Here is an 18,272-nt window from a genome sequence, read left to right as displayed (position 1 = left end):
GCTCACGAGCGGGCGAGATTATCCGGGCCGAAGGAAAAAGGCAGCAGGCTCTCCAGAGTGAAGTCGGCGCGAATGCCGTCTGGGCCCGCCACGTGGAGCGGGGTCTGGGGTTCGGCGAACTCGCGGATACGTTGCCGGCACGCGCCGCAAGGCGTCACGAGCTGATCTCCCTCTCCGAACACCAACATGGCTGCGATTCGGCTCTCCCCGGCCGCGACCATGGCCGCGACGGCCCCCGCCTCCGCGCAGGTCCCGACCGGGTAGGCGGCATTCTCGACGTTGCAGCCGGCGAAGATCCGGCCGCTCTCCGTCGCGATCGCAGCGCCGACCTTGAAGCGCGAATAGGGTGCATAGGCGCGCGCCTGGACGTCACGGGCAGCCTCGAACAGGGCGTCGAGGGAAGTCATGAGTGCTCCTTTACATAGGGAATGCCGGAGGCCCGCGGCGGGATCGCGGTGCCGATCACACCCGCGAGCAGAATGACGGTCATGAGATAGGGAAGCGCCTGAATCGCCTGCACGGGTACCTCGCCGATTCCGGGAAGCACGATGCCCTGCAGGCGGATCGAAACCGCATCGAGCAATCCGAACAGAAAGCAGGCGCCGAGGGCAGGCCAGGCACGCCATTTCGCGAAGATCAGCGCGGCGAGCGCGATGAAGCCCTTTCCCGCAGTCATGTTCGGCAGGAAGCCGGCCGATTGCCCAACGGACAGATAGGTTCCGGCAAGGCCGCACAGGATTCCGGCGAGCACGACCGCTGCATAGCGCAGACCCGCGACCGAGATCCCAGCCGTATCGACGGCCGCCGGGTTCTCGCCCACTGCGCGCAGCCGCAGGCCGAAGCGTGTCTTCACGAGCACGAACCATGTGACGGGAACGGCGAGAAGCGCTAGGTAGACCAGGAAGGAGTGCCCCAGGAATATGGCGCCGAAACGCTCCTCCCCTTCGAGCGGAGGCGTGCGCCCGCCCTGGCCGTACCAGGCATTCCCGACGACGGCCGTGAGGCCGGCCGCCAGCATGTTGATGGCGACGCCCGAGACGATCTGGTTTCCGCGCTGAGAGATGGACGCGAAGCCATGCAGGAGGGCGAACGCTACTGAAGCCAGAACTCCGGCGGTCAGCCCTATCCAGGCGGAACCGGAGGCATGCGCCGCGGCTGCTGCCGCAAAGGCGGCGACGAGCATTTTCCCTTCGAGCCCGATATCCACGACGCCGGAGCGTTCCGACCAGAGGCCGGCGAGACACGCGGCGAGAAGCGGGATCGACAATCGCAGCGCCGAGTCGAAGACGGTGATCAACGCAGACAGATCCATCCGCTCAGGCCTCGACGAGTCTGCGTGGCATCACGGCCGCGACGGCCCGCCGGAAGAGTCCGTCGAGCGCGCCGGCGAACAGAATGACGATGCCCCCGATCACCACCACCATATCGCGCGTGATGGCCGGCTGCTCGAAGGCGAGCTCTGCACCACCCTGGTAGAGAATGCCGAATAGCACCGAGGCGAGAACGATCCCGACCGGGTGCGCTCGGCCCATGAGCGCAACTGCGATCCCGACGAATCCGTAGCCCGACGTGAATTCGAGAAGGAGCCGGTGCTGGTAGCCCATGAGTTCGTTCACGGCGAGGCCGCCCGCCAGTGCGCCCGAGATGATCATCGCAAGGATCGTCACCCGGGCGGGTGATATCCCGGCATAGACGGCCGCGGCCGGGTTCGCTCCGACGACGCGGATCGCGTAGCCGAGACGCGAGCGGTAAATGAGCAGCCAGATGGCGGCCGCGGCAGCCAGCGCGAGCAGGAGCGTGAGATTGAGCTGCGAGGGGGCAATCTCGATGCCGAACACCGCCAGCACGTCGTGCATGAACGGGATCTGGGATTGCGCCGGAAAGGTGCGCGATTCCGGGTTCATGGAAGTCGGTTCGCGGAACTGGTTGACGAGCAGGTAGACGATCAGGACGCTCGCCAGCCAGTTGAACATGATTGTCGTGATGACGATGTGACTGCCCCGCTTTGCCTGCAGATATCCCGGAATGGCCGCCCAGGCGGCCCCGAATGCGGCAGTGCCGAGAATGCCGAGAGGAACGAGGAGAAATCCCGGCAGGAAATCGAGATGGAGCACTGTGAGCGCAACTCCGATTCCGCCGAGCGTCGCCTGCCCCTCTCCACCGATGTTGAAGAGCCCTGCGTGGTAGGCGACGGCTACTGCAAGCCCCGTGAAGATGAAATTCGTTGCGTAGAAGAGCGTGAAGCCCAGTCCCTCTCCGGTGCCGAGACTGCCGGCGATCAGGATTCGCGTCGCGGTGAGCGGGCTCTCGCCGATCCCCATCACGACGAGGCCTGCCACGAGAAAGGCGGCTATGACGGAGAGTACGGGCACGAGCACCGTGTCGGCCCATCGAGGCAATTCGTGGGAAGCGCTCACGAAAGGCTCCGCGATGCGGAGAGCTCCCGCTGCCCGCCGGTGATCCCGGCCATGAGCAATCCGAGATCCTGCTCGCTCGTGTCGGCCGGGCGTCTTTCACCCATGATGGTGCCGCCGCACATTGCGAGAATTCGGTCGGAGAGAGCGAGAATCTCCTCGATCTCCACGGAAACCAGGAGGATTCCTACACCGGAGTCACGCAACGCCAGGAGGCGGCGATGGATGAATTCGATGGCGCCGATATCGACGCCGCGGGTCGGTTGCCCGACGAGCAGCACGCGCGGCGACCGCTCGATCTCCCGTGCGAGCACGATCTTCTGCTGATTGCCGCCGGAGAATTTGGATGTCCTCAGCCTGGGCGCCGGCGGGCGCACATCGTAGCGCTCCATCTTCTCGTCGAGGTCCGAGATCATGCGATCATGGGCGAGGATCGGACCGTGCCCGAGCGCCGGATCATCCGAGTAGCCGAGCACGGCACTCTCGAAGGCCGGGAATTCCGGAACGAGACCGACGCGCAGGCGATCCTCGGGAACGTGAAGAACGCCGAGGCGACGAAACGAATCCGGATCGTGCTGCGACGGTTCGATCGCCCGCCCGGCGATGCGGATGGTACCGGACGTCGGACGGCGCATCCCTGCGAGCGTCTCGAGGAGTTCGCTTTGCCCATTCCCGGCGACGCCGGCAATCCCGACGATCTCTCCGGCGCGGACCGTCAGCGAGATGTGAGCAACGCGCAGGACACCACGCCGGTCGATGACAGACAGATTATCGACTTCGAGAACGGGCTTTCCGGGCGCGTGGTCCCCTTTCTCGACGCGCAGGAGCACCCGCCGCCCGACCATGAGTTCCGCCAGGGCCGGAGGCGAGGTCGATGCGGTGTCGAGCGTTGCGATCATCTCGCCCCGCCGCATGACGGAGACCTGGTCGGTCACCGCCATGATCTCGCGCAGCTTGTGGGTGATGAGAAGGATCGTCTTGCCCTGTGCCTTCAGCGCGCGCAGGAGCTCGAACAGGGCATCGGCCTCGGGCGGCGTGAGCACGGCTGTCGGTTCGTCGAGGATCAGGATATCCGCACCGCGAAAGAGCGCCTTCAGGATCTCGACACGCTGCTGAAGCCCGACCGGCAATTCACCGACGATCGCATCCGGATCGATATCCAATTTGTACTCGCGAGCCAGACGCGCCAGTTCGGCGCGCGCCCTCGCCTCGCCTCTGCGCAGCAAGGCGCCGCCCTCGGCCCCGAGCATCACGTTTTCGACGACGGTCAGCGGCGGCACGAGCATGAAATGCTGGTGCACCATCCCGATCCCGGCCTCGATGGCATCAGCGGACGATCTGATCCGGGCCTGTCGACCACCGATCCGAATCTCCCCTGAATCCGCCTCGTAGAAGCCATAGAGGATCGACATCAGCGTCGACTTCCCGGCGCCGTTCTCGCCGACGATTCCGTGGATCGTGCCGTGCCGGACGACGAGGCTCACGTCTCTGTTGGCGCGAACCTCGCCGAACTGCTTGTTGATCGAGACGAGTTCGATGGCGGGGGTCATGCAGCTCCTACGCATCCCCGGCGGCGAGGATCGATCATCGGAACGTCCGATGTGGAGCGGCGCACCCGGATTTCGTCACATCAGACCGGGCATTTCGAATCCGACATGTAGTCGTGTACCTTGATCGTGCCGGCCTTGATCTCGGCAGCGGCCTTTTCGGCGGCCGCCTTCATCTCGGGCGTGATGAGCGCTTCGTTGTGCTCATCGAGCGCCCAGCCGACGCCATCCTCATTGAGACCGAGGACCTGAATGCCCGGTTTCCAGGTGTTGTCCCGGGCCTCCTTGAAGGTGTTGTAGGTCGCGACATCGACCCGCTTGAGCATCGATGTCAGGACTTTTCCGGGATGCAGTCCGTTCTGGTTCGAGTCGACACCGATCCCGAGCTTGCCCGCATCGGCCGCGGCGCGGAGCACCCCGATCCCGGTGCCGCCAGCCGCGTGATAGATGACGTCCGCGCCGCGATCGATCTGGCTTCTGGCGAGTTCCGCTCCCTTCACGGGATCGTTCCAGGCTGCCCCCGTCGTGCCGGTCATGTTCTGGAACACCTCGGTTCCCTTGCCGGTGTGTTTCACACCCTGGACGTATCCGCACGCGAATTTCCGAATGAGCGGAATGTCCATCCCGCCGACGAAGCCGACCTTGTCGGTTTTCGAGGCAAGAGCCGCGAGAAGGCCGACAAGGAAGGATCCCTCATGCTCCTGGAAGAGGATCGACTGCACGTTCGGTGCATCGACCTTTGCGTCGATGATCGCGAATTTTAGGCTGGGGAATTCCTTCGCGACCTTCTCGAGCGCCGTCGCCTGGCTGAACCCCACGGCCACGATGGGCGAGTAGCCGTCGCGGGCAAACCGCCGGAGCGCCTGTTCGCGCTGGGCATCGGTCTGAGGCTCGAAGTCCCGGTATTCGATGCTGAATTCCTTCTTGAGCTGCTCGGCGCCGCTGAAGACGCCCTCGTTGAAGGACTTGTCGAACTTGCCGCCGAGATCATAGACGATGGCGGGCTTGAAACCCGCCTGCTGTGCCAGGGCTACGGAAGCGGATAGAACGAGGCCCGCGAGGGCGAGGCCGAGCTTGGCAATGCTCATCGGCGAGAGTTCTCCTTCTGCCGGGCGGCGCCCGGTGCGCCAGACGATGGCATGGGATGGAGAAGTCGCCAAGCACCGGCCGAGGAGCTTGGAACTCCAGGAGCACTGAGATCGGGGAGACGCGTATGGCTTTGAGCGGTGAAGATCTGGAGCGCTATGCTCGTCACCTCGTGTTGCGCGACGTGGGTGGACCGGGGCAGGCGAAACTGCAATCCGCCCGCGTTCTCGTGGTCGGCGCGGGAGGCCTCGGAGCACCCCTGCTGCAATACCTCGCCGCTGCAGGCGTCGGCACTCTCGGGATCGTCGACGACGACACCGTTTCTCTCTCGAATCTCCAGAGACAGGTCATCCATGGCACACCGGATATCGGCCGTGCCAAGACGGAGAGCGCAGCGGACGCAATTTGCCGGCTGAACCCCGGCATTGCCGTGATTCAGCACCGCCAGCGCCTCGAGGCTGCGTCCGCCCGTGACCTCGTGCGCGACTACGACATCGTCGCCGACGGCTCCGATAATTTCGGAACACGCTATGCCGTGTCGGATGCGTGCTTCTATGAGAACAAGCCCCTCATCACGGCCGCACTCGGGCAGTTCGACGGAACCCTGACGACGATCCGGGCCCATGAACGTGCTCTGGATGGCAGGCCGAACCCGACCTATCGCTGCCTGTTCCCGGCGCCCCCTCCGGCTGGGACGGTTCCGACCTGTGCCGAGGCCGGCGTGCTCGGCGCTCTCGCCGGGGTCATGGGGAGCTTGATGGCTCTGGAGGTAATCCGGGAGATCGTAGGATTTGGCGAGGGCCTCGTCGGCCGGCTTCTGATGGTGGATGCCCGCTCGATGCGCTTCGACGTGATGCGCTACACATATGATCCGCAGAACCCGCTCAGCGGCGAGACTGCGCAAGGCCCGGAGGCCCCACGCTGACAGATAAGGTCCCGGTTCGCGTGCGGGCCATCAGGCCCGCAGTACTGCTCCGGTCTTCTTTGCCACCTCGCCCACGATCTTCGCGGACACGGCCTCGATCTCGGCATCCGTGAGAGTCTTCTCGACCGGCTGCAAAGTGACGGCGATCGCGACCGACTTGCGATCCGCCTCCATGCCGGGACCTTCGTAGACGTCGAACACATCGACACCCACGACCAGCTGGCGATCGGCCGCCTGCGCCGCCTTCACGATCTCTCCTGCCTGCACACTCCGCGGGACGATGAAGGCGAAGTCGCGCGACACGGGCTGCAGTTCCGGCAGGACGAGCTTCGGCTTCATCCGCGTCGGACGGCTCTTGGGCGGCGGGAGATTGTCGAGGGTAATCTCGAAGCCCACCACCGGACCTTTGACGTCGAGCGCCTTCAGGAGCTTCGGATGAAGCTCGCCGAAATACCCGATCACGTTCCGAGGGCCGAACTGGAGCGTTCCTGAACGGCCGGGATGAAGCCAATCCGGACCGCCCGAGACGACCTGCAGGCCGCCGGTCGGGATCCCGAGTGACGTCAGCAGGCCCATCGCGTCGGCTTTCGCGTCGAACGCGTCGACGGCGCGCCCGCCGCCATTCCAATGCCGCCCAACCCCACTCGATTTTGCCATGCCGCGGCGCACTGCAGCCGCCTTAATGGTCTGTCCTTCCGGCTCATCAGACGCGAAACACTGACCGACTTCGAACAGTGCGACATCCGTCAGGCCGCGATCGGCATTGCGTTGTGCCGCGAGCAGCAGACCCGGAAGAAGGCTGGGGCGCATGTCCGAGAGATCGGCCGCGATCGGGTTCGCGAGCCGAAGCGACCGGTCGCCCCCGCCGAACAGCACCGCATGATCATGGGCGATAAACGACCAGGTCACCGCCTCGACGAGGCCGCGCGCGGCGAGCGTGCGCTTCGCGAGACGCGTGCGCCGCTGCAACAGCGTGAGGACGGGCTTCGTGACGCCGCCGAGCGGAGGCAGCGGGACCGACTCGATGCGGTCGAGTCCTGCTATGCGGATCACCTCCTCGACGAGATCCGCCTTCCCCTCAATGTCCGGCCGCCATGACGGTGGAGCGACCTTCACGCGATCCGTGCCGCCACCGACATGGAAGCCGAGCTGCTCGAGGATCACCTTGGACTCGGCGCGCGGGACATCGAGGCCGGTCAGCCGACGCACCTCGCTCCACGGGAAATCGATCAGGCGCGTGTCGTCCGGTACGCTTCCGGCGATGGTTATCTTCGTGGGCTCGCCGCCGCACAGATCGACGATCATCCGCGTCGCGAGATCGAGGCCCGGCAACGTGAACATCGGATCGACGCCGCGCTCGAACCGGTAGCGCGCGTCCGTGATGATGCCGAGACGACGTCCCGATTGCGCGATGTTCAAAGGATCCCACAAGGCCGACTCGACCAGGACATCGGTCGTGCTTTCATCACAGCCCGAATGCTCGCCGCCCATGATGCCGGCGATCGACTCCGGGCCCGTCTCGTCCGCAATCACGACAATGTTGTCGTCGAGCGTGTAGGTGCGCCCGTCGAGGGCGAGCAGCTCCTCGCCCGCCCGCGCGCGGCGCACCGTGAGGTTGCCCTTCACCTTCGCGGCATCGAAGACGTGAAGCGGGCGTCCGCGATCGAACGTGACGTAATTGGTGATATCGACCAGCGTGTTGATCGGCCGGAGACCGATGACGCGCAGGCGCCGCTGCATCCATTCGGGAGACGGGCCGTTGCGAACGCCGCGCACGAGGCGCAACGCGAACAACGGGCACAAGCGCTCGTCACCGGCGTCGAAGTCGAGTTGCACGGAGACAGGACATTCCCGATCTCCGCGCCATTGCTGCACGACATCGCCCTTCAGGGTACCGAGCCCGGCTGCAGCGAGATCGCGCGCAATTCCGTGGATCGACGTGCAATCGGGCCTGTTCGGCGTGAGATTGATCTCGATGACGGGATCATCGAGCCCGGCATAGGCCGCGTAGGGCTCTCCGACCGGCGCATCGGCGGGCAGATCAATGATTCCCTCGTGATCGTCGGAGATTTCGAGCTCCGCCGCGGAGCACAGCATGCCGCGACTCTCGACGCCCCGGATCGTTCCGACGCCGAGCGTGATGTCCTTGCCCGGAATGTAAGTTCCGGGTGCAGCGAACACACTCTTCATGCCAGTGCGGGCATTCGGGGCGCCGCAGACCACCTGAACGGGCTCGCCCGATCCGGTATCGACGATGCACACGCGCAACCGGTCGGCATTCGGGTGCTGCTCCGCGGAGATCACGGACGCGATCCGGTAAGGCGCCAGCAACCGGCCTTTGTCTTCCACGCCTTCGACCTCGAGACCGATGCGCGTGAGAGTTGTGACGATCTCGTCGAGCGAGGCCGACGTATCGAGGTGATCCTTGAGCCAGGACAGCGTGAACTTCATCGCGGGACTCTCCAGAGCAAGGTTCGGCGAGGTGAAGCCTGGTTCGACGAACCTTGCCGCAAACAGGAAAACGGGGCCGAGTTCGGCAGGGTTGGCACAGAGGCCAACCGTCCGCCGCAGGTCTCTAGGCGCTCAAGCCGCCGACGAGCGAGGGAATGTCGAGCGGCCGGAAGCCGTAGTGGTTGAGCCAGCGCGTGTCGGCCTCGAAGAAGGGTCGCAGGTCCGGCATGCCGTATTTCAGCATGGCGATGCGGTCGATCCCCATGCCCCAGGCAAAGCCCTGAACCTCGTCCGGGTCTAGCCCGCAATTGCGCAGGACATTCGGGTGCACCATCCCGCAGCCCAGGATCTCGAGCCAGTCCTCGCCCTCGCCGAAGCGGATTTCTCCCCCGCGCCGCGAGCATTGGATGTCGACCTCGGCCGAGGGCTCCGTGAAGGGGAAGAAGGACGGCCGGAACCGCATCTTCACTTGGTCGACCTCGAAGAACGCCTTGCAGAACTCCTCCAGCACCCACTTCATGTGTGCGATGTTCGCGTGGCGGTCGATCACCAAGCCTTCCACTTGGTGGAACATCGGCGTGTGGGTCTGATCCGAGTCATGCCGGTAGGTGCGCCCCGGGCAGATCACCCGGATCGGTGGCTCGGTGGCCTTCATCGTGCGGATCTGAACTGGCGACGTATGCGTGCGCAGGACCTTGCGCTCGCCGTTGCGGTTCGGAGCCAGGAAGAAGGTGTCGTGCATCTCCCGCGCTGGATGCCCGATCGGGAAGTTCAAGGCCGTGAAGTTGTAGTAATCGGTCTCGATATCAGGCCCTTCCGCGACGGCGAAGCCCATATCCGCGAAGATGGCGGTGAGTTCGTCGACGACCTGCGAGATCGGATGGATCCGCCCGCGGGTTTCCGGCCCCTCCTGGATCGGCAGCGTGACATCGACCCGCTCCTCTTCGAGCCTGCGCGTCAACGCGGCGTCAGCGAGTTCCTCGCGGCGCTCCGTGATCGAAGCCTGCACGCGGTCGCGCAGCCCATTGATCAGCGGGCCACGTTCCTTCCGCTCCTCCGGCGTCATGGAGCCGAGGGTCTTCAGGAGATCGGAGACAGCCCCCTTCTTCCCGAGCGCGGCCACGCGCACAGCTTCCAGCGCAGCCTCGTCGCCGGCGGCCTGGACCTGGGTCAGAAGGTCCTGTTCGAGTGTAGTGAGATCGCTCATCGGTCCCTGCTCATGAATCGGGCGCTGTGGTGAAGCGCGGAGCGGGAACGGTCAAGCCTCCCGATCCGCGGAATGCGGGGCAGCGCGATGCCGCCGGCGGGAAGGTCTCGGGAAGTGGGAAGAGGCGCGGCCACTTGATGCCGCGCCCTCTCAGATCCGATCGTCAGGCAGCCTGCTGCTGGGGCAGTGCCGACTTGGCGCGCTCCACATAGGCCGCGAAGGCAGCCGGTTCGTGGATAGCCATTTCGGACAGAACCTTGCGATCGACTTCGATCCCGGCCTTGCCGAGACCGTCGATAAATCGGGAATAGGTCAATCCGTGCTCGCGGACTGCCGCATTCAGGCGCTGGATCCAGAGCGCGCGGAACGTGCGCTTCTTATTTTTGCGGTCGCGATAAGCATATTGCATGCTCTTCTCGACCGCCTGCTTGGCGATGCGGATCGTATTCTTGCGGCGGCCGTAGAAACCCTTGGCAGCCTTGAGAACCTTCTTGTGCTTGGCGTGGCTCGTCACGCCCCTTTTGACACGGGCCATAGTTCAATTCTCCGACGGATAGCGATTGGAAAGGTGAAGCGTCTCAGCCGTTGGGCAGGAAGAACTTCTTCACGTTGCGTGCATCGCCCTCGAAGAGGACCGCCGTGCCGCGCAGGTTGCGGATCTGCTTGTTGGTCCGCTTGATCATGCCGTGACGCTTGCCGCGCTGAGCATAAAGGACCTTGCCGGTACCGGTGATCTTGAAGCGCTTCTTGGCGCCCGATTTCGTCTTCAGCTTGGGCATTTGGCTCTCCTTGTGGCGAGCCCGCGAGAGCGCGCTGACGCTCCGGGACTCTGAATTCTGCCGATTGAGCAGGACAAACCGCCACGGCAGCCCTTTCCGGCCGGGCGGTTCGAAGGCGCGGCTTATGACAGAGAGCACGCCCAAAAGCAATGGTCATCGAACATCTGATGGCAGATGGACGGGCTGATCCGGAGCGGCTTTTGGGCCCGGCATGGCCTGAGGTGAAGTCCCACCGGGCCACAGGAAGACTAAATCCGCCAGCGTCATCGAGCCTGCCGCAGGCTCCCGGCCAGCCGCGGACGACCATCGCTCGATCCACGGTCACGCATTGGTCGCAGGGATGCGCTCCTCATGAAGGTGGCTCTTGCAATAGAGTGCGACCTCGATGAGCAGGAACAGGAGAACGATCCAGGATCCGTAGGCCAGGATCACCGATCCAATCTCACTCCCCCACTCGATCGGATCGGTGGCTCCCCCCGTTTTGAGCAGTTGCAAGGTAAACGCATAGAACATCCCGAAGGTGAAGTTCCGCGCCCATTGCGACACGTGGTAGGTGAGCACGCCCTGCCCCATCCCATGCTTCCTGAGGCGTGAAATCAGGCGCAGAACTTCGACGCTCTCGACCACCAGGAGCATCGCAAGGACATAGTACCAAACGATCCATGTGAGGATCGGCGGCGCCACTGGATAAGAAGCGAGCGCCAGGCCCGTGATGGACATCGCTCCGTGCAGGATGCAGTTCGTGTTGTCCCAGTCTTCGGACAGCGTCCACCCGGCGACTCTCAGGTGGCTGCGAAGAATCAGGGCAAAGCCGATCGCATAGAAGATCACGCCTGCTCCGATCAGGCCCGCCATCGCCCAGAACTGAATCGACCCGGACGGAAGAAGATCGACAGCAATCAACGCGATGGACTGTGTGCTCACGGTCGCCAGGAGCACGACGCCAGGGACGATGGTCTGCGAGGACATGCTCGCGATACGGGGCAGCGCCCTCGCTGCGAGCCCCAGGAACCAGAGCCAGAGCGCGAAGGCGAGGATCGCGAGCGGAATCGCCAGGAGCCGCCATTCCTGGATTTCCCACAAGACGTCTCTGGCCAGCACCGCCGTTGCAGCAACCCAGGTGCCAATCGCAAAGCGGGCGATCACGGGGCGGGAATGCACATAGAGCATGCCCCGGAGAGCCGAGACTGCATAGGACACCGCGATCGATGCCCAGATGATCAGGAGCGCGATCGACAGAGGCTTGGTGATCAGCGGAGCGAGGATCGGCATCTGCTGCAGCGCCGCCGCGATGAAGATGCCGATCGCCATGACGACCGCACCAGCCGAGGTGGGCGCGACGCCACGGCTTCCAAGGGCGCGATGAAGCAGGAGAGCGGAAGCGCCCAGCGCGACAAGCTGCACGCCAGGAGACAGCGCAATCACCCAGTCCCCTCCCTGGCAATGAGGCCGGTCCTGCGGATTTGCTCTCTTCGTCTTCCCGAGATGCTCATTCGCTGAGGCAAGAGGTTCGCCTGCCCGATCAGCCTGTAGACGAGACGCGCATCATCTTCCGCCCTTTGGCTAACGCGTTGAAAGCTCATCCGCCGCATGTTCTGATCGATCTTCACCCGCATACTGGCGCCCTGCCGTGCGGCGTTGCGCAGCGCCCAAGCGATGCTGCATCAGGATGCAAGGCGACGTACTGCGGCTCACAGAGATCGTTCTCGAGCCCCTCGTCGACCGCCGATGTCGTATCGACGGATCGAGCGAGATCATCACGGAAGCCAGGCTCAGGCCCGGGAGCTGCGGCTGGCGCGGCGTCCATCACCACGCCAGCTCGAGCATCGCGGTTTAAGAGTTCCCGGCACAAGGCGGAGCCGGCCCTGCCGGACAGCATTAGGCGTCTCGCCTGTCTGCCAGGGATTAAATTTTGGCCCCGCTGGGACTACGGCAGCCCGAGCCGCGCAGTCTAGGCTCGGTCACCGCGGAACGCCTGCACGTGCTCCGCGGGTGACATATTTCCTTCGAGAGGTTCCGCTGATCGCTTTGGTCGGTCGGAGCAGCGCGAAGATTAGCGGGGCGCCAGCACCATCACGACCTGCCGGCCCTCGAAGTTCGGCTCCATCTCGACCTTCGCGAGGTCGGCGGTGTCGCTTCGAACCCGCTCGAGCACCCTCAGACCGATATCCTGATGCGCCATCTCACGCCCGCGGAAGCGCAAGGTGATCTTCACCTTGTTGCCTTCCTCGAAGAAGCCCTTCATGGCCTTCATCTTCACGTCGTAGTCGTGATCGTCGATGCCCGGGCGGAGCTTGATTTCCTTGACCTCGACCGTCTTCTGCTTCTTGCGCGCCTCGGAGGCCTTCTTCTGTTCGAGGAAGCGATATTTGCCGTAATCGAGGATCTTGCAGACGGGCGGATTCGAGTTCGGAGCAATCTCGACGAGGTCGAGGCCAGCATCCTCGGCAACTTTGAGAGCATCGAAAAAGCCCACCACGCCGCGGTTTTGTCCGGCTTCATCGATCAATTGGACGTCACGAACACCGCGGATGTCACGGTTGGCGCGCGGCCCGTCCTTCTGGGGAACGGGCATAGGTCTCATCGGTCTGCGAATGGCTCACATCTCCTGTTTACTGGGCATCGACTCCTGAGTGGCGCATGCGTGGCCAAGGCCACGGATACGCGTCAGGCTACCCTCAACTTGCTACGAACGGCTCGACATTTTGCGGAAAACCGCATCACGCGCAAGCACAGAACGGCGCATGGCCGCTTATCCTGACGGTGCAAACTCTACGGCAGTCCCACCCCGCCGGAGAGTCCTCCGGGGCGGGCAAACCAGGGAAGCCGTGAGAAGTCAACTCATGAATATGGGTAATCAGGCACCCCTGAGCAAGGCGACGTAGACTCCAAGCGTGTCGCCCACCATACGCTCGAGAGAGAAGCAACGCTCGACGTGAGCGCGGGCTCGCGCGGCAAATGCAGCCCTGCCCATGGCCCCCAGAGACAGGGCGTCGCCGACAGCGACAGCCAGGGCGTCCGCATCTCCCGGCGGCACCCGCCACCCGGTCCGCTCCTGGGGTGGAACGCGCGGCGGAAAGAGAACCGTTTCCGGAACGGCGCCGAGGTCGGATACCACGACCGGGGTTCCCATGGCCTGTGCTTCCACGGCAGACCGGCCGAAAGCCTCGGGCTCGGTGGAGGGAACCGCGACGACCGAGGCCGCGAGGAAGGCGGCCGGCATGTCGATGCAATGACCGACCCGGCGAACGACGCCCTCGAGCCCTCGAGCCTTGATGAGATTGTCGAGGTCCCGAACATAGGAATCCCGTCCCTGCGGATCTCCTGCCAGCACGAAACCGACGTCCCGGAGCCCGGCTGCGCGCAGCCGGCTCGCAGCCTCGATGAGCACCGTCTGGCCCTTCCATCCCGTGAGGCGGGCCGCCAGGAGCACGATGCGCTCATGCGGCGCGATCCCCCAATTCTTCCGAAGCGCCTCGATGCGCTCGGGAGCCACGGCGCTCGGGGTAAAGATCGAAAAGTCCGTCCCACGGTGAATCACCCGGATCCGATCCGCCGAAGCCGGATAGACCGACCGGATTAGGTCGGCGGTGTATTGCGAGTTCGCGATGACTGCGTCGCCCCGCGCCATCACGGAATTGTATTGCACCTTGATGCCGGACCGCCCGGAATAGCTCCCATGATAGGTCGTGACGAAGGGAATCCCGAGAGCGCGCGCCGCCCCGAGGCCAGACCAGGCCGGCGCGCGGGACCGGGCATGGACGAGCGCGACGCGCTCACCGTGGCACAGCCGGGCAAGCCTGCGGATATTGTAGAGCATACTTGCAGGATTCTTGGTCGCGGCCGGAAACGGGACCCAGACACCGCCCTTCGCCTGGAGTTCCCCGACGAGGCGCCCGCCCTCACTTGCGACGAGTGCGCGCGCGCCGACTTGAGCAAGGCCTGCGGCGACATCGACGGCGGTTCGCTCGGCGCCGCCGGCCTCCAGTTCGGGGATGACCTGCAGGATCGTCCGCCCGGCGAGCGGATGCTGGGCCGAGGTCGGAAAGGCGCTGTTGCCGGATCGCGCAGGGAACGTCACCGGTGGAGGAGCCTTCTCACAAGATTCGGGTCACCGCAAAGCGTCGCCCGCCAGGGTTGAGGATCAGTTAACCATACCATTCACTGAGCGCTGCCCGGCAGGTGCCCAGGGCCCTAGGCACGGCCACCGCTCAGTGGATCAAGGACTCATTAAACATGCCGAAGGCGCAGGATATCGGCCACAGCGTCACGGCTCGGCATTGCGGCGCGAGTCTGGCCCCTATACCGGGCTACTCTTTGGAGATTCGAGGTTCGGCGGATGATGCGGCACATCCTGAGTGTGGGTCAGGGACCTGAATTGCGGCGGATTGCTGTCCGAACCCGGCAGGGTGAAGGTCCGCCGGTGGTCTGGCTCGGCGGGTTCAAGTCCGACATGTCCGCCACGAAAGCCTCATGGCTCGACGCCTGGGCGGAGCGCACCGGACGCGCCTTCGTGCGCTTCGACTATTCCGGACATGGTGAATCCGATGGAACGTTCGAGGAGGGGACGATCTCCCGGTGGCTCGAGGAGTCACAGGCGGTTCTCGATGCCTTCGCCCCGGGCAACCCGGTCCTGGTGGGGTCCTCGATGGGCGGATACATTGCCCTCCTCCTGGCTCGCAAGCTGCCTCCGGAACAGCAGCCCCGAGGCATGGTCCTGATCGCACCGGCCGTCGACTTCACGGAACAGCTGATCTGGAACCGCCTCACCGAGGATGCTCGCGAAGCGATCCGGGGAGCAGGCTATTGGGAGCGCCCCTCAGCCTATTCCCCGGAGCCGTATCGCATCACCAGGAATCTGATCGAGGATGGCCGGCGCCACATCCTCCTCGGGGCCAGTCTTGCCACGGGTTGCCCCGTCCACATCCTGCAGGGCATGGAAGACCCCGACGTGCCTTGGCAGCATGCGCTGACTTTGGTCGAGCATCTGCCCGGTGACAGCGTGGCCCTCACGCTGATCAACGATGGCGATCACCGCCTCTCGCGCCCGCAGGACCTCGAGCGTCTGGCCGACGCCGTAGAGGCCATGGCGCAGCGCAGCTGAGTGAGCCGCTCACCCGCTCCTGCTGCGATGCTGCGCAGATCTCAGTGGAGGCTCACCGTAGCAAGGTCGTGCGCCCAGGCATTTGCGAGCGCGGCATCGCGGGTGTCGGCCACGAGGATCGGTGTTCCGCTTGCGGACAGGAGCGCAAAGAGCTGAAGGCCCGGTGCCATCTCGGGTGCCTGGGGGAACAGGCGCCGCAATTCGTCCGAGAGCAGAGGCTTGACGTAGGCGACCTGCCCCTCGCCCAGCGCCGCCAGTTCTGCAGGCTCGATCGGCACGGTGGAATCGATTGTTGTGGCTTTGAAAACGTCTGTCATCTGATTTCTCCAGCCCGCTTTTTGATCAGGATTGCCGCCATATCCGTTCGGCAGGACACACCGGCTGCTCCTTCAGGCCCGGTCCCGGGCCATGATGTCGATCTTGCGAATGATCCGCTCCGGCTCAGGCCGCACGAGATCGATCGACAGAAGTCCGTTGGACAGATCGGCTCCGAGCACCTCCATTCCGTCTGCGAGGAGGAACGCCCGCTGGAACTGCCGGGCGGCGATTCCGCGGTGAAGGAACTGCCGGCCCTTGTCCTCGGATTGCTGCTTTCCGCGAATGACCAGCTGATTTTCTTCGAGGCTGACCTCGAGTTGATCCCGCGTGAACCCCGCAACCGCGAGCGTAATTCGCAGACGTTCCGGCTCCAGTTCGGTCCGAGTGAGGCGCTCGATATTGTATGGCGGCCAGCCGTCGCTTGGCGCCTTCGCGACGCGATCGAGCGCTTGCTCGATCTCATCGAAGCCCAGGAGGAATGGATGCCCGAAGGGCGATTGACGCGACATGTCGAAGCCCATGGTTGCGGCACTTCGGAACGAGCCCGGCTATCGGCGCTCCTGCGGGCATCGCCCGCTGACCCGATATGGCGACGGCTGTGGGTCCGATCAAGAGCGTTCGGCGATACCGCTACGGTAGCCTCCGCGACAGGTCCCACGATTCACGGGTAGTGAAATCGCGCCATCCTGGAGCGATAGAGCCGCTTCCCGGTCAGGATTGGCCCGGATCCGAATCCTGGGGAAGCCGCTCCGGCGCCGGATGGGCGAGCGGGAAGGTCACGCGGTAGGTGGATCGACCGACGTCGGGGGCTTCGAGAGACCCGTTGATCTGCTCGACGAGCTTCATGACGAGAGTCAGGCCGAGAGTCCGCCTTCGCCCCTTGCCGGCCGGAAGGCCGACGCCGTCGTCGGTGATCGTGAGCACGCCGTGCCCTTCTTCCGGGCGTGCCGAGATACTGATCGTGCCGCTGCGCCCGGCCGGAAAGGCGTGCTTGAAGGCGTTCGTCAGGATCTCGACGGTGATGAAGGCAAGAGGTACGGCCGTATCGAGAGGAACTCGCATCGCCTCGGTGTCGAGGGCGGTCGCAATTCCCCGCGCTTCCGCGCCGAAGGCCTCGGCCGTCTCCTGAACGACGTCCCGGAGATAATCCCTGAAATCGATCGAGGCCAGATCGGGCGACTGGTAGAGCAGCGAGTGGACGCGGGCCATCGCCCCGACCCGCCGGATGGCACTCTCGAAGGGCTCCTGCTGGTCCGGACCGAGGTCGCGAGATCCGAGGCGCAGCAGACTTTGGATGATCTGCAGGTTGTTTTTGACCCGATGGTAGATCTCGCGAAGCAGCACCTCGCGCTCGGACGCCGATTTATGCTGTTCCGCAAGCGCTTCTTGCGTCGTCGCCAGGAGGCGCGCGTCGAGCTCCCCGAGGGCGCGGGAGGCGGCCAAGCGCTCCTCGCTGATCCGCCGCTCCATGAAGTTGTGAAACAGGAAGATCGCCAGGGCCACTGCGATCGCAAGGCTGAGGGCACCGGCTGCGACGAGCGACCAGTTCGACCTTTGCGAGATGGCGTCGAACTGCCCATAATCGGTTGCCGCGACGGCGAGCCAGCCGGTCAATGGGGAACGCTCGAACGCGGTGAAAATCTGCTGACCGTCGAGAGTTTCGGCGACGAAGAGGCCGGTATCGCGATCCGCCGTGTTGGCGCGAAGCTGCTCGTTGGCCTCCTGGCCGATATACTCGTCGACGGCGCCCGACCGCGCGAGAATGCGCCCTCTCTGGTCGATCACGACCTTCAGGAGTCCGCCTTCCCAGGCCGCCATGAGATCCTGGATCGCCTCGATGCGGAGGATCGCACCCAGGACGTAGCGGACCTGATCTGCCCTGATGACCGGCACGTAAATCAGGATACTGTCGTCCGGATAAGCGCCGGCCTCGCCGCGATAGTGTGGCTGAACGATCGGGGTCCGCTTCGCGACGACTTCCTTGACGAGGTCCGGCGCGATTGGCGGCGGCAATGGGGAGCCGAGCGGTCGCAGCGTATCGAGAATCTGCTCTCCCCTGGCGACGTCGACCAACGTGATCGCGGCCCATTGCGGGATCGCCGAGATCACGCGGGTCGCTGCGAGTTCCGCGCGAGCCGGATCGGGCGCGTCGAGTGAAGGCAGCAGGCTGAGCGCTCGCAGGACGGAGATCTGCTGGTCGATATAAACGTCGAGGCGCGTGGACAGAGTTGCAGCGCGGCCGGTCAGATAATCGCGCCGATCGCGTTCGTTCTCCTCGAGAACAGCCCGAATCCAGATCCCGGCGATCAGGATGAGCGGCACAAGGGCTGCAAGAACGGCGATTGCGATGTAGAAAAGGGTTCGTGGACGTGATTTCTCCGCCCGCAGCGACGATGCGTCGGCGTCGGCAAGGGCAACGGGTCCTCCGCTTTCGCGCACGA

At 64.5% G+C, this 18,272-nt stretch carries 17 protein-coding genes; 2 read left to right on the top strand and 15 right to left on the bottom strand.

Going from position 1 to position 18,272, the window contains the following annotated elements:
* Positions 1-2 precede the first annotated feature (2 nt).
* From BN1233_RS04850 to BN1233_RS04830, 5 genes are all read right to left on the bottom strand, one after another.
* On the bottom strand, positions 3-407 hold the full coding sequence (locus BN1233_RS04850) for a cytidine deaminase (RefSeq protein WP_046862221.1): 405 nt from the start codon (positions 405-407) through the stop codon (positions 3-5).
* Positions 404-1,312 carry an ABC transporter permease gene (locus tag BN1233_RS04845; RefSeq protein WP_046862220.1) on the bottom strand — a complete coding sequence of 303 codons (909 nt, stop codon included), beginning with the start codon at positions 1,310-1,312 and terminating at the stop codon, positions 404-406. Before BN1233_RS04845 ends, BN1233_RS04850 begins: the two co-directional genes overlap by 4 nt.
* 4 nt (positions 1,313-1,316) lie before the next feature.
* A complete protein-coding gene (locus BN1233_RS04840) occupies positions 1,317-2,417 on the bottom strand; it encodes an ABC transporter permease (RefSeq protein WP_046862219.1) in 1,101 nt (366 codons plus the stop codon).
* Positions 2,414-3,964: an ABC transporter ATP-binding protein gene (locus BN1233_RS04835; protein ID WP_046862218.1), complete on the bottom strand. Its 1,551-nt coding sequence runs from the start codon at positions 3,962-3,964 to the stop codon at positions 2,414-2,416. The genes BN1233_RS04840 and BN1233_RS04835 overlap by 4 nt, the downstream gene beginning before the upstream one ends.
* 80 nt (positions 3,965-4,044) lie before the next feature.
* The gene (locus BN1233_RS04830) at positions 4,045-5,049 is read right to left on the bottom strand and encodes a BMP family lipoprotein (protein WP_046862217.1); all 1,005 of its coding nucleotides are present in this window, start codon (positions 5,047-5,049) and stop codon (positions 4,045-4,047) included.
* A 125-nt stretch (positions 5,050-5,174) separates the two neighbouring features.
* Between BN1233_RS04830 and BN1233_RS04825 the strand changes: the two genes are divergently transcribed.
* Positions 5,175-5,972, top strand: a complete 798-nt coding sequence (locus tag BN1233_RS04825; protein WP_046862216.1) for a HesA/MoeB/ThiF family protein — start codon at positions 5,175-5,177, stop codon at positions 5,970-5,972.
* Between the two features lie 30 nt (positions 5,973-6,002).
* Here BN1233_RS04825 and pheT read toward each other — a convergent pair whose 3' ends face one another.
* From pheT to BN1233_RS04785, 7 genes are all read right to left on the bottom strand, one after another.
* Positions 6,003-8,423: a phenylalanine--tRNA ligase subunit beta gene (pheT, locus tag BN1233_RS04820; RefSeq protein ID WP_046862215.1), complete on the bottom strand. Its 2,421-nt coding sequence runs from the start codon at positions 8,421-8,423 to the stop codon at positions 6,003-6,005.
* A gap of 124 nt (positions 8,424-8,547) precedes the next feature.
* A complete protein-coding gene (pheS, locus tag BN1233_RS04815; protein ID WP_046862214.1) occupies positions 8,548-9,630 on the bottom strand; it encodes a phenylalanine--tRNA ligase subunit alpha in 1,083 nt (360 codons plus the stop codon).
* 163 nt (positions 9,631-9,793) lie between these two features.
* On the bottom strand, positions 9,794-10,165 hold the full coding sequence (rplT, locus tag BN1233_RS04810; RefSeq protein ID WP_046862213.1) for a 50S ribosomal protein L20: 372 nt from the start codon (positions 10,163-10,165) through the stop codon (positions 9,794-9,796).
* 43 nt (positions 10,166-10,208) lie between these two features.
* Positions 10,209-10,409, bottom strand: coding sequence for a 50S ribosomal protein L35 (gene rpmI, locus BN1233_RS04805; protein WP_046862513.1), 201 nt, complete (start codon positions 10,407-10,409; stop codon positions 10,209-10,211).
* Between the two features lie 321 nt (positions 10,410-10,730).
* A complete protein-coding gene (locus BN1233_RS04800) occupies positions 10,731-11,834 on the bottom strand; it encodes a TDT family transporter (protein ID WP_046862212.1) in 1,104 nt (367 codons plus the stop codon).
* 628 nt (positions 11,835-12,462) lie between these two features.
* Positions 12,463-12,984, bottom strand: coding sequence for a translation initiation factor IF-3 (gene infC, locus BN1233_RS04790; protein WP_244470820.1), 522 nt, complete (start codon positions 12,982-12,984; stop codon positions 12,463-12,465).
* 282 nt (positions 12,985-13,266) lie between these two features.
* On the bottom strand, positions 13,267-14,490 hold the full coding sequence (locus BN1233_RS04785; RefSeq protein WP_046862209.1) for a glycosyltransferase family 4 protein: 1,224 nt from the start codon (positions 14,488-14,490) through the stop codon (positions 13,267-13,269).
* A 258-nt stretch (positions 14,491-14,748) separates the two neighbouring features.
* Here BN1233_RS04785 and BN1233_RS04780 point away from each other — a divergent pair, with 258 nt between their 5' ends.
* Complete coding sequence (locus tag BN1233_RS04780; RefSeq protein WP_425311674.1) at positions 14,749-15,513, top strand: alpha/beta hydrolase; 765 nt, start codon at positions 14,749-14,751, stop codon at positions 15,511-15,513.
* Between the two features lie 41 nt (positions 15,514-15,554).
* On the opposite strand, the gene BN1233_RS04775 is transcribed toward BN1233_RS04780, so the two are convergent.
* The 3 genes from BN1233_RS04775 to BN1233_RS42605 all read right to left on the bottom strand — a co-directional run bounded on the left by BN1233_RS04775 (position 15,555) and on the right by BN1233_RS42605 (position 18,270).
* A complete protein-coding gene (locus tag BN1233_RS04775) occupies positions 15,555-15,830 on the bottom strand; it encodes a BQ00720 family protein (RefSeq protein WP_046862208.1) in 276 nt (91 codons plus the stop codon).
* 72 nt (positions 15,831-15,902) lie between these two features.
* Entirely contained in the window at positions 15,903-16,340 is a 438-nt protein-coding gene (locus tag BN1233_RS04770; protein ID WP_046862511.1) for an Hsp20 family protein, read from the bottom strand.
* A gap of 202 nt (positions 16,341-16,542) precedes the next feature.
* Complete coding sequence (locus tag BN1233_RS42605) at positions 16,543-18,270, bottom strand: sensor histidine kinase (protein WP_048708758.1); 1,728 nt, start codon at positions 18,268-18,270, stop codon at positions 16,543-16,545.
* Positions 18,271-18,272 lie beyond the last annotated feature (2 nt).

Source organism: Microvirga massiliensis (assembly GCF_001006805.1).
Lineage (GTDB): Bacteria > Pseudomonadota > Alphaproteobacteria > Rhizobiales > Beijerinckiaceae > Microvirga > Microvirga massiliensis.
Note: the sequence above shows the minus strand (reverse complement) of the source record. Positions and strands in the feature narration are given on the sequence as shown.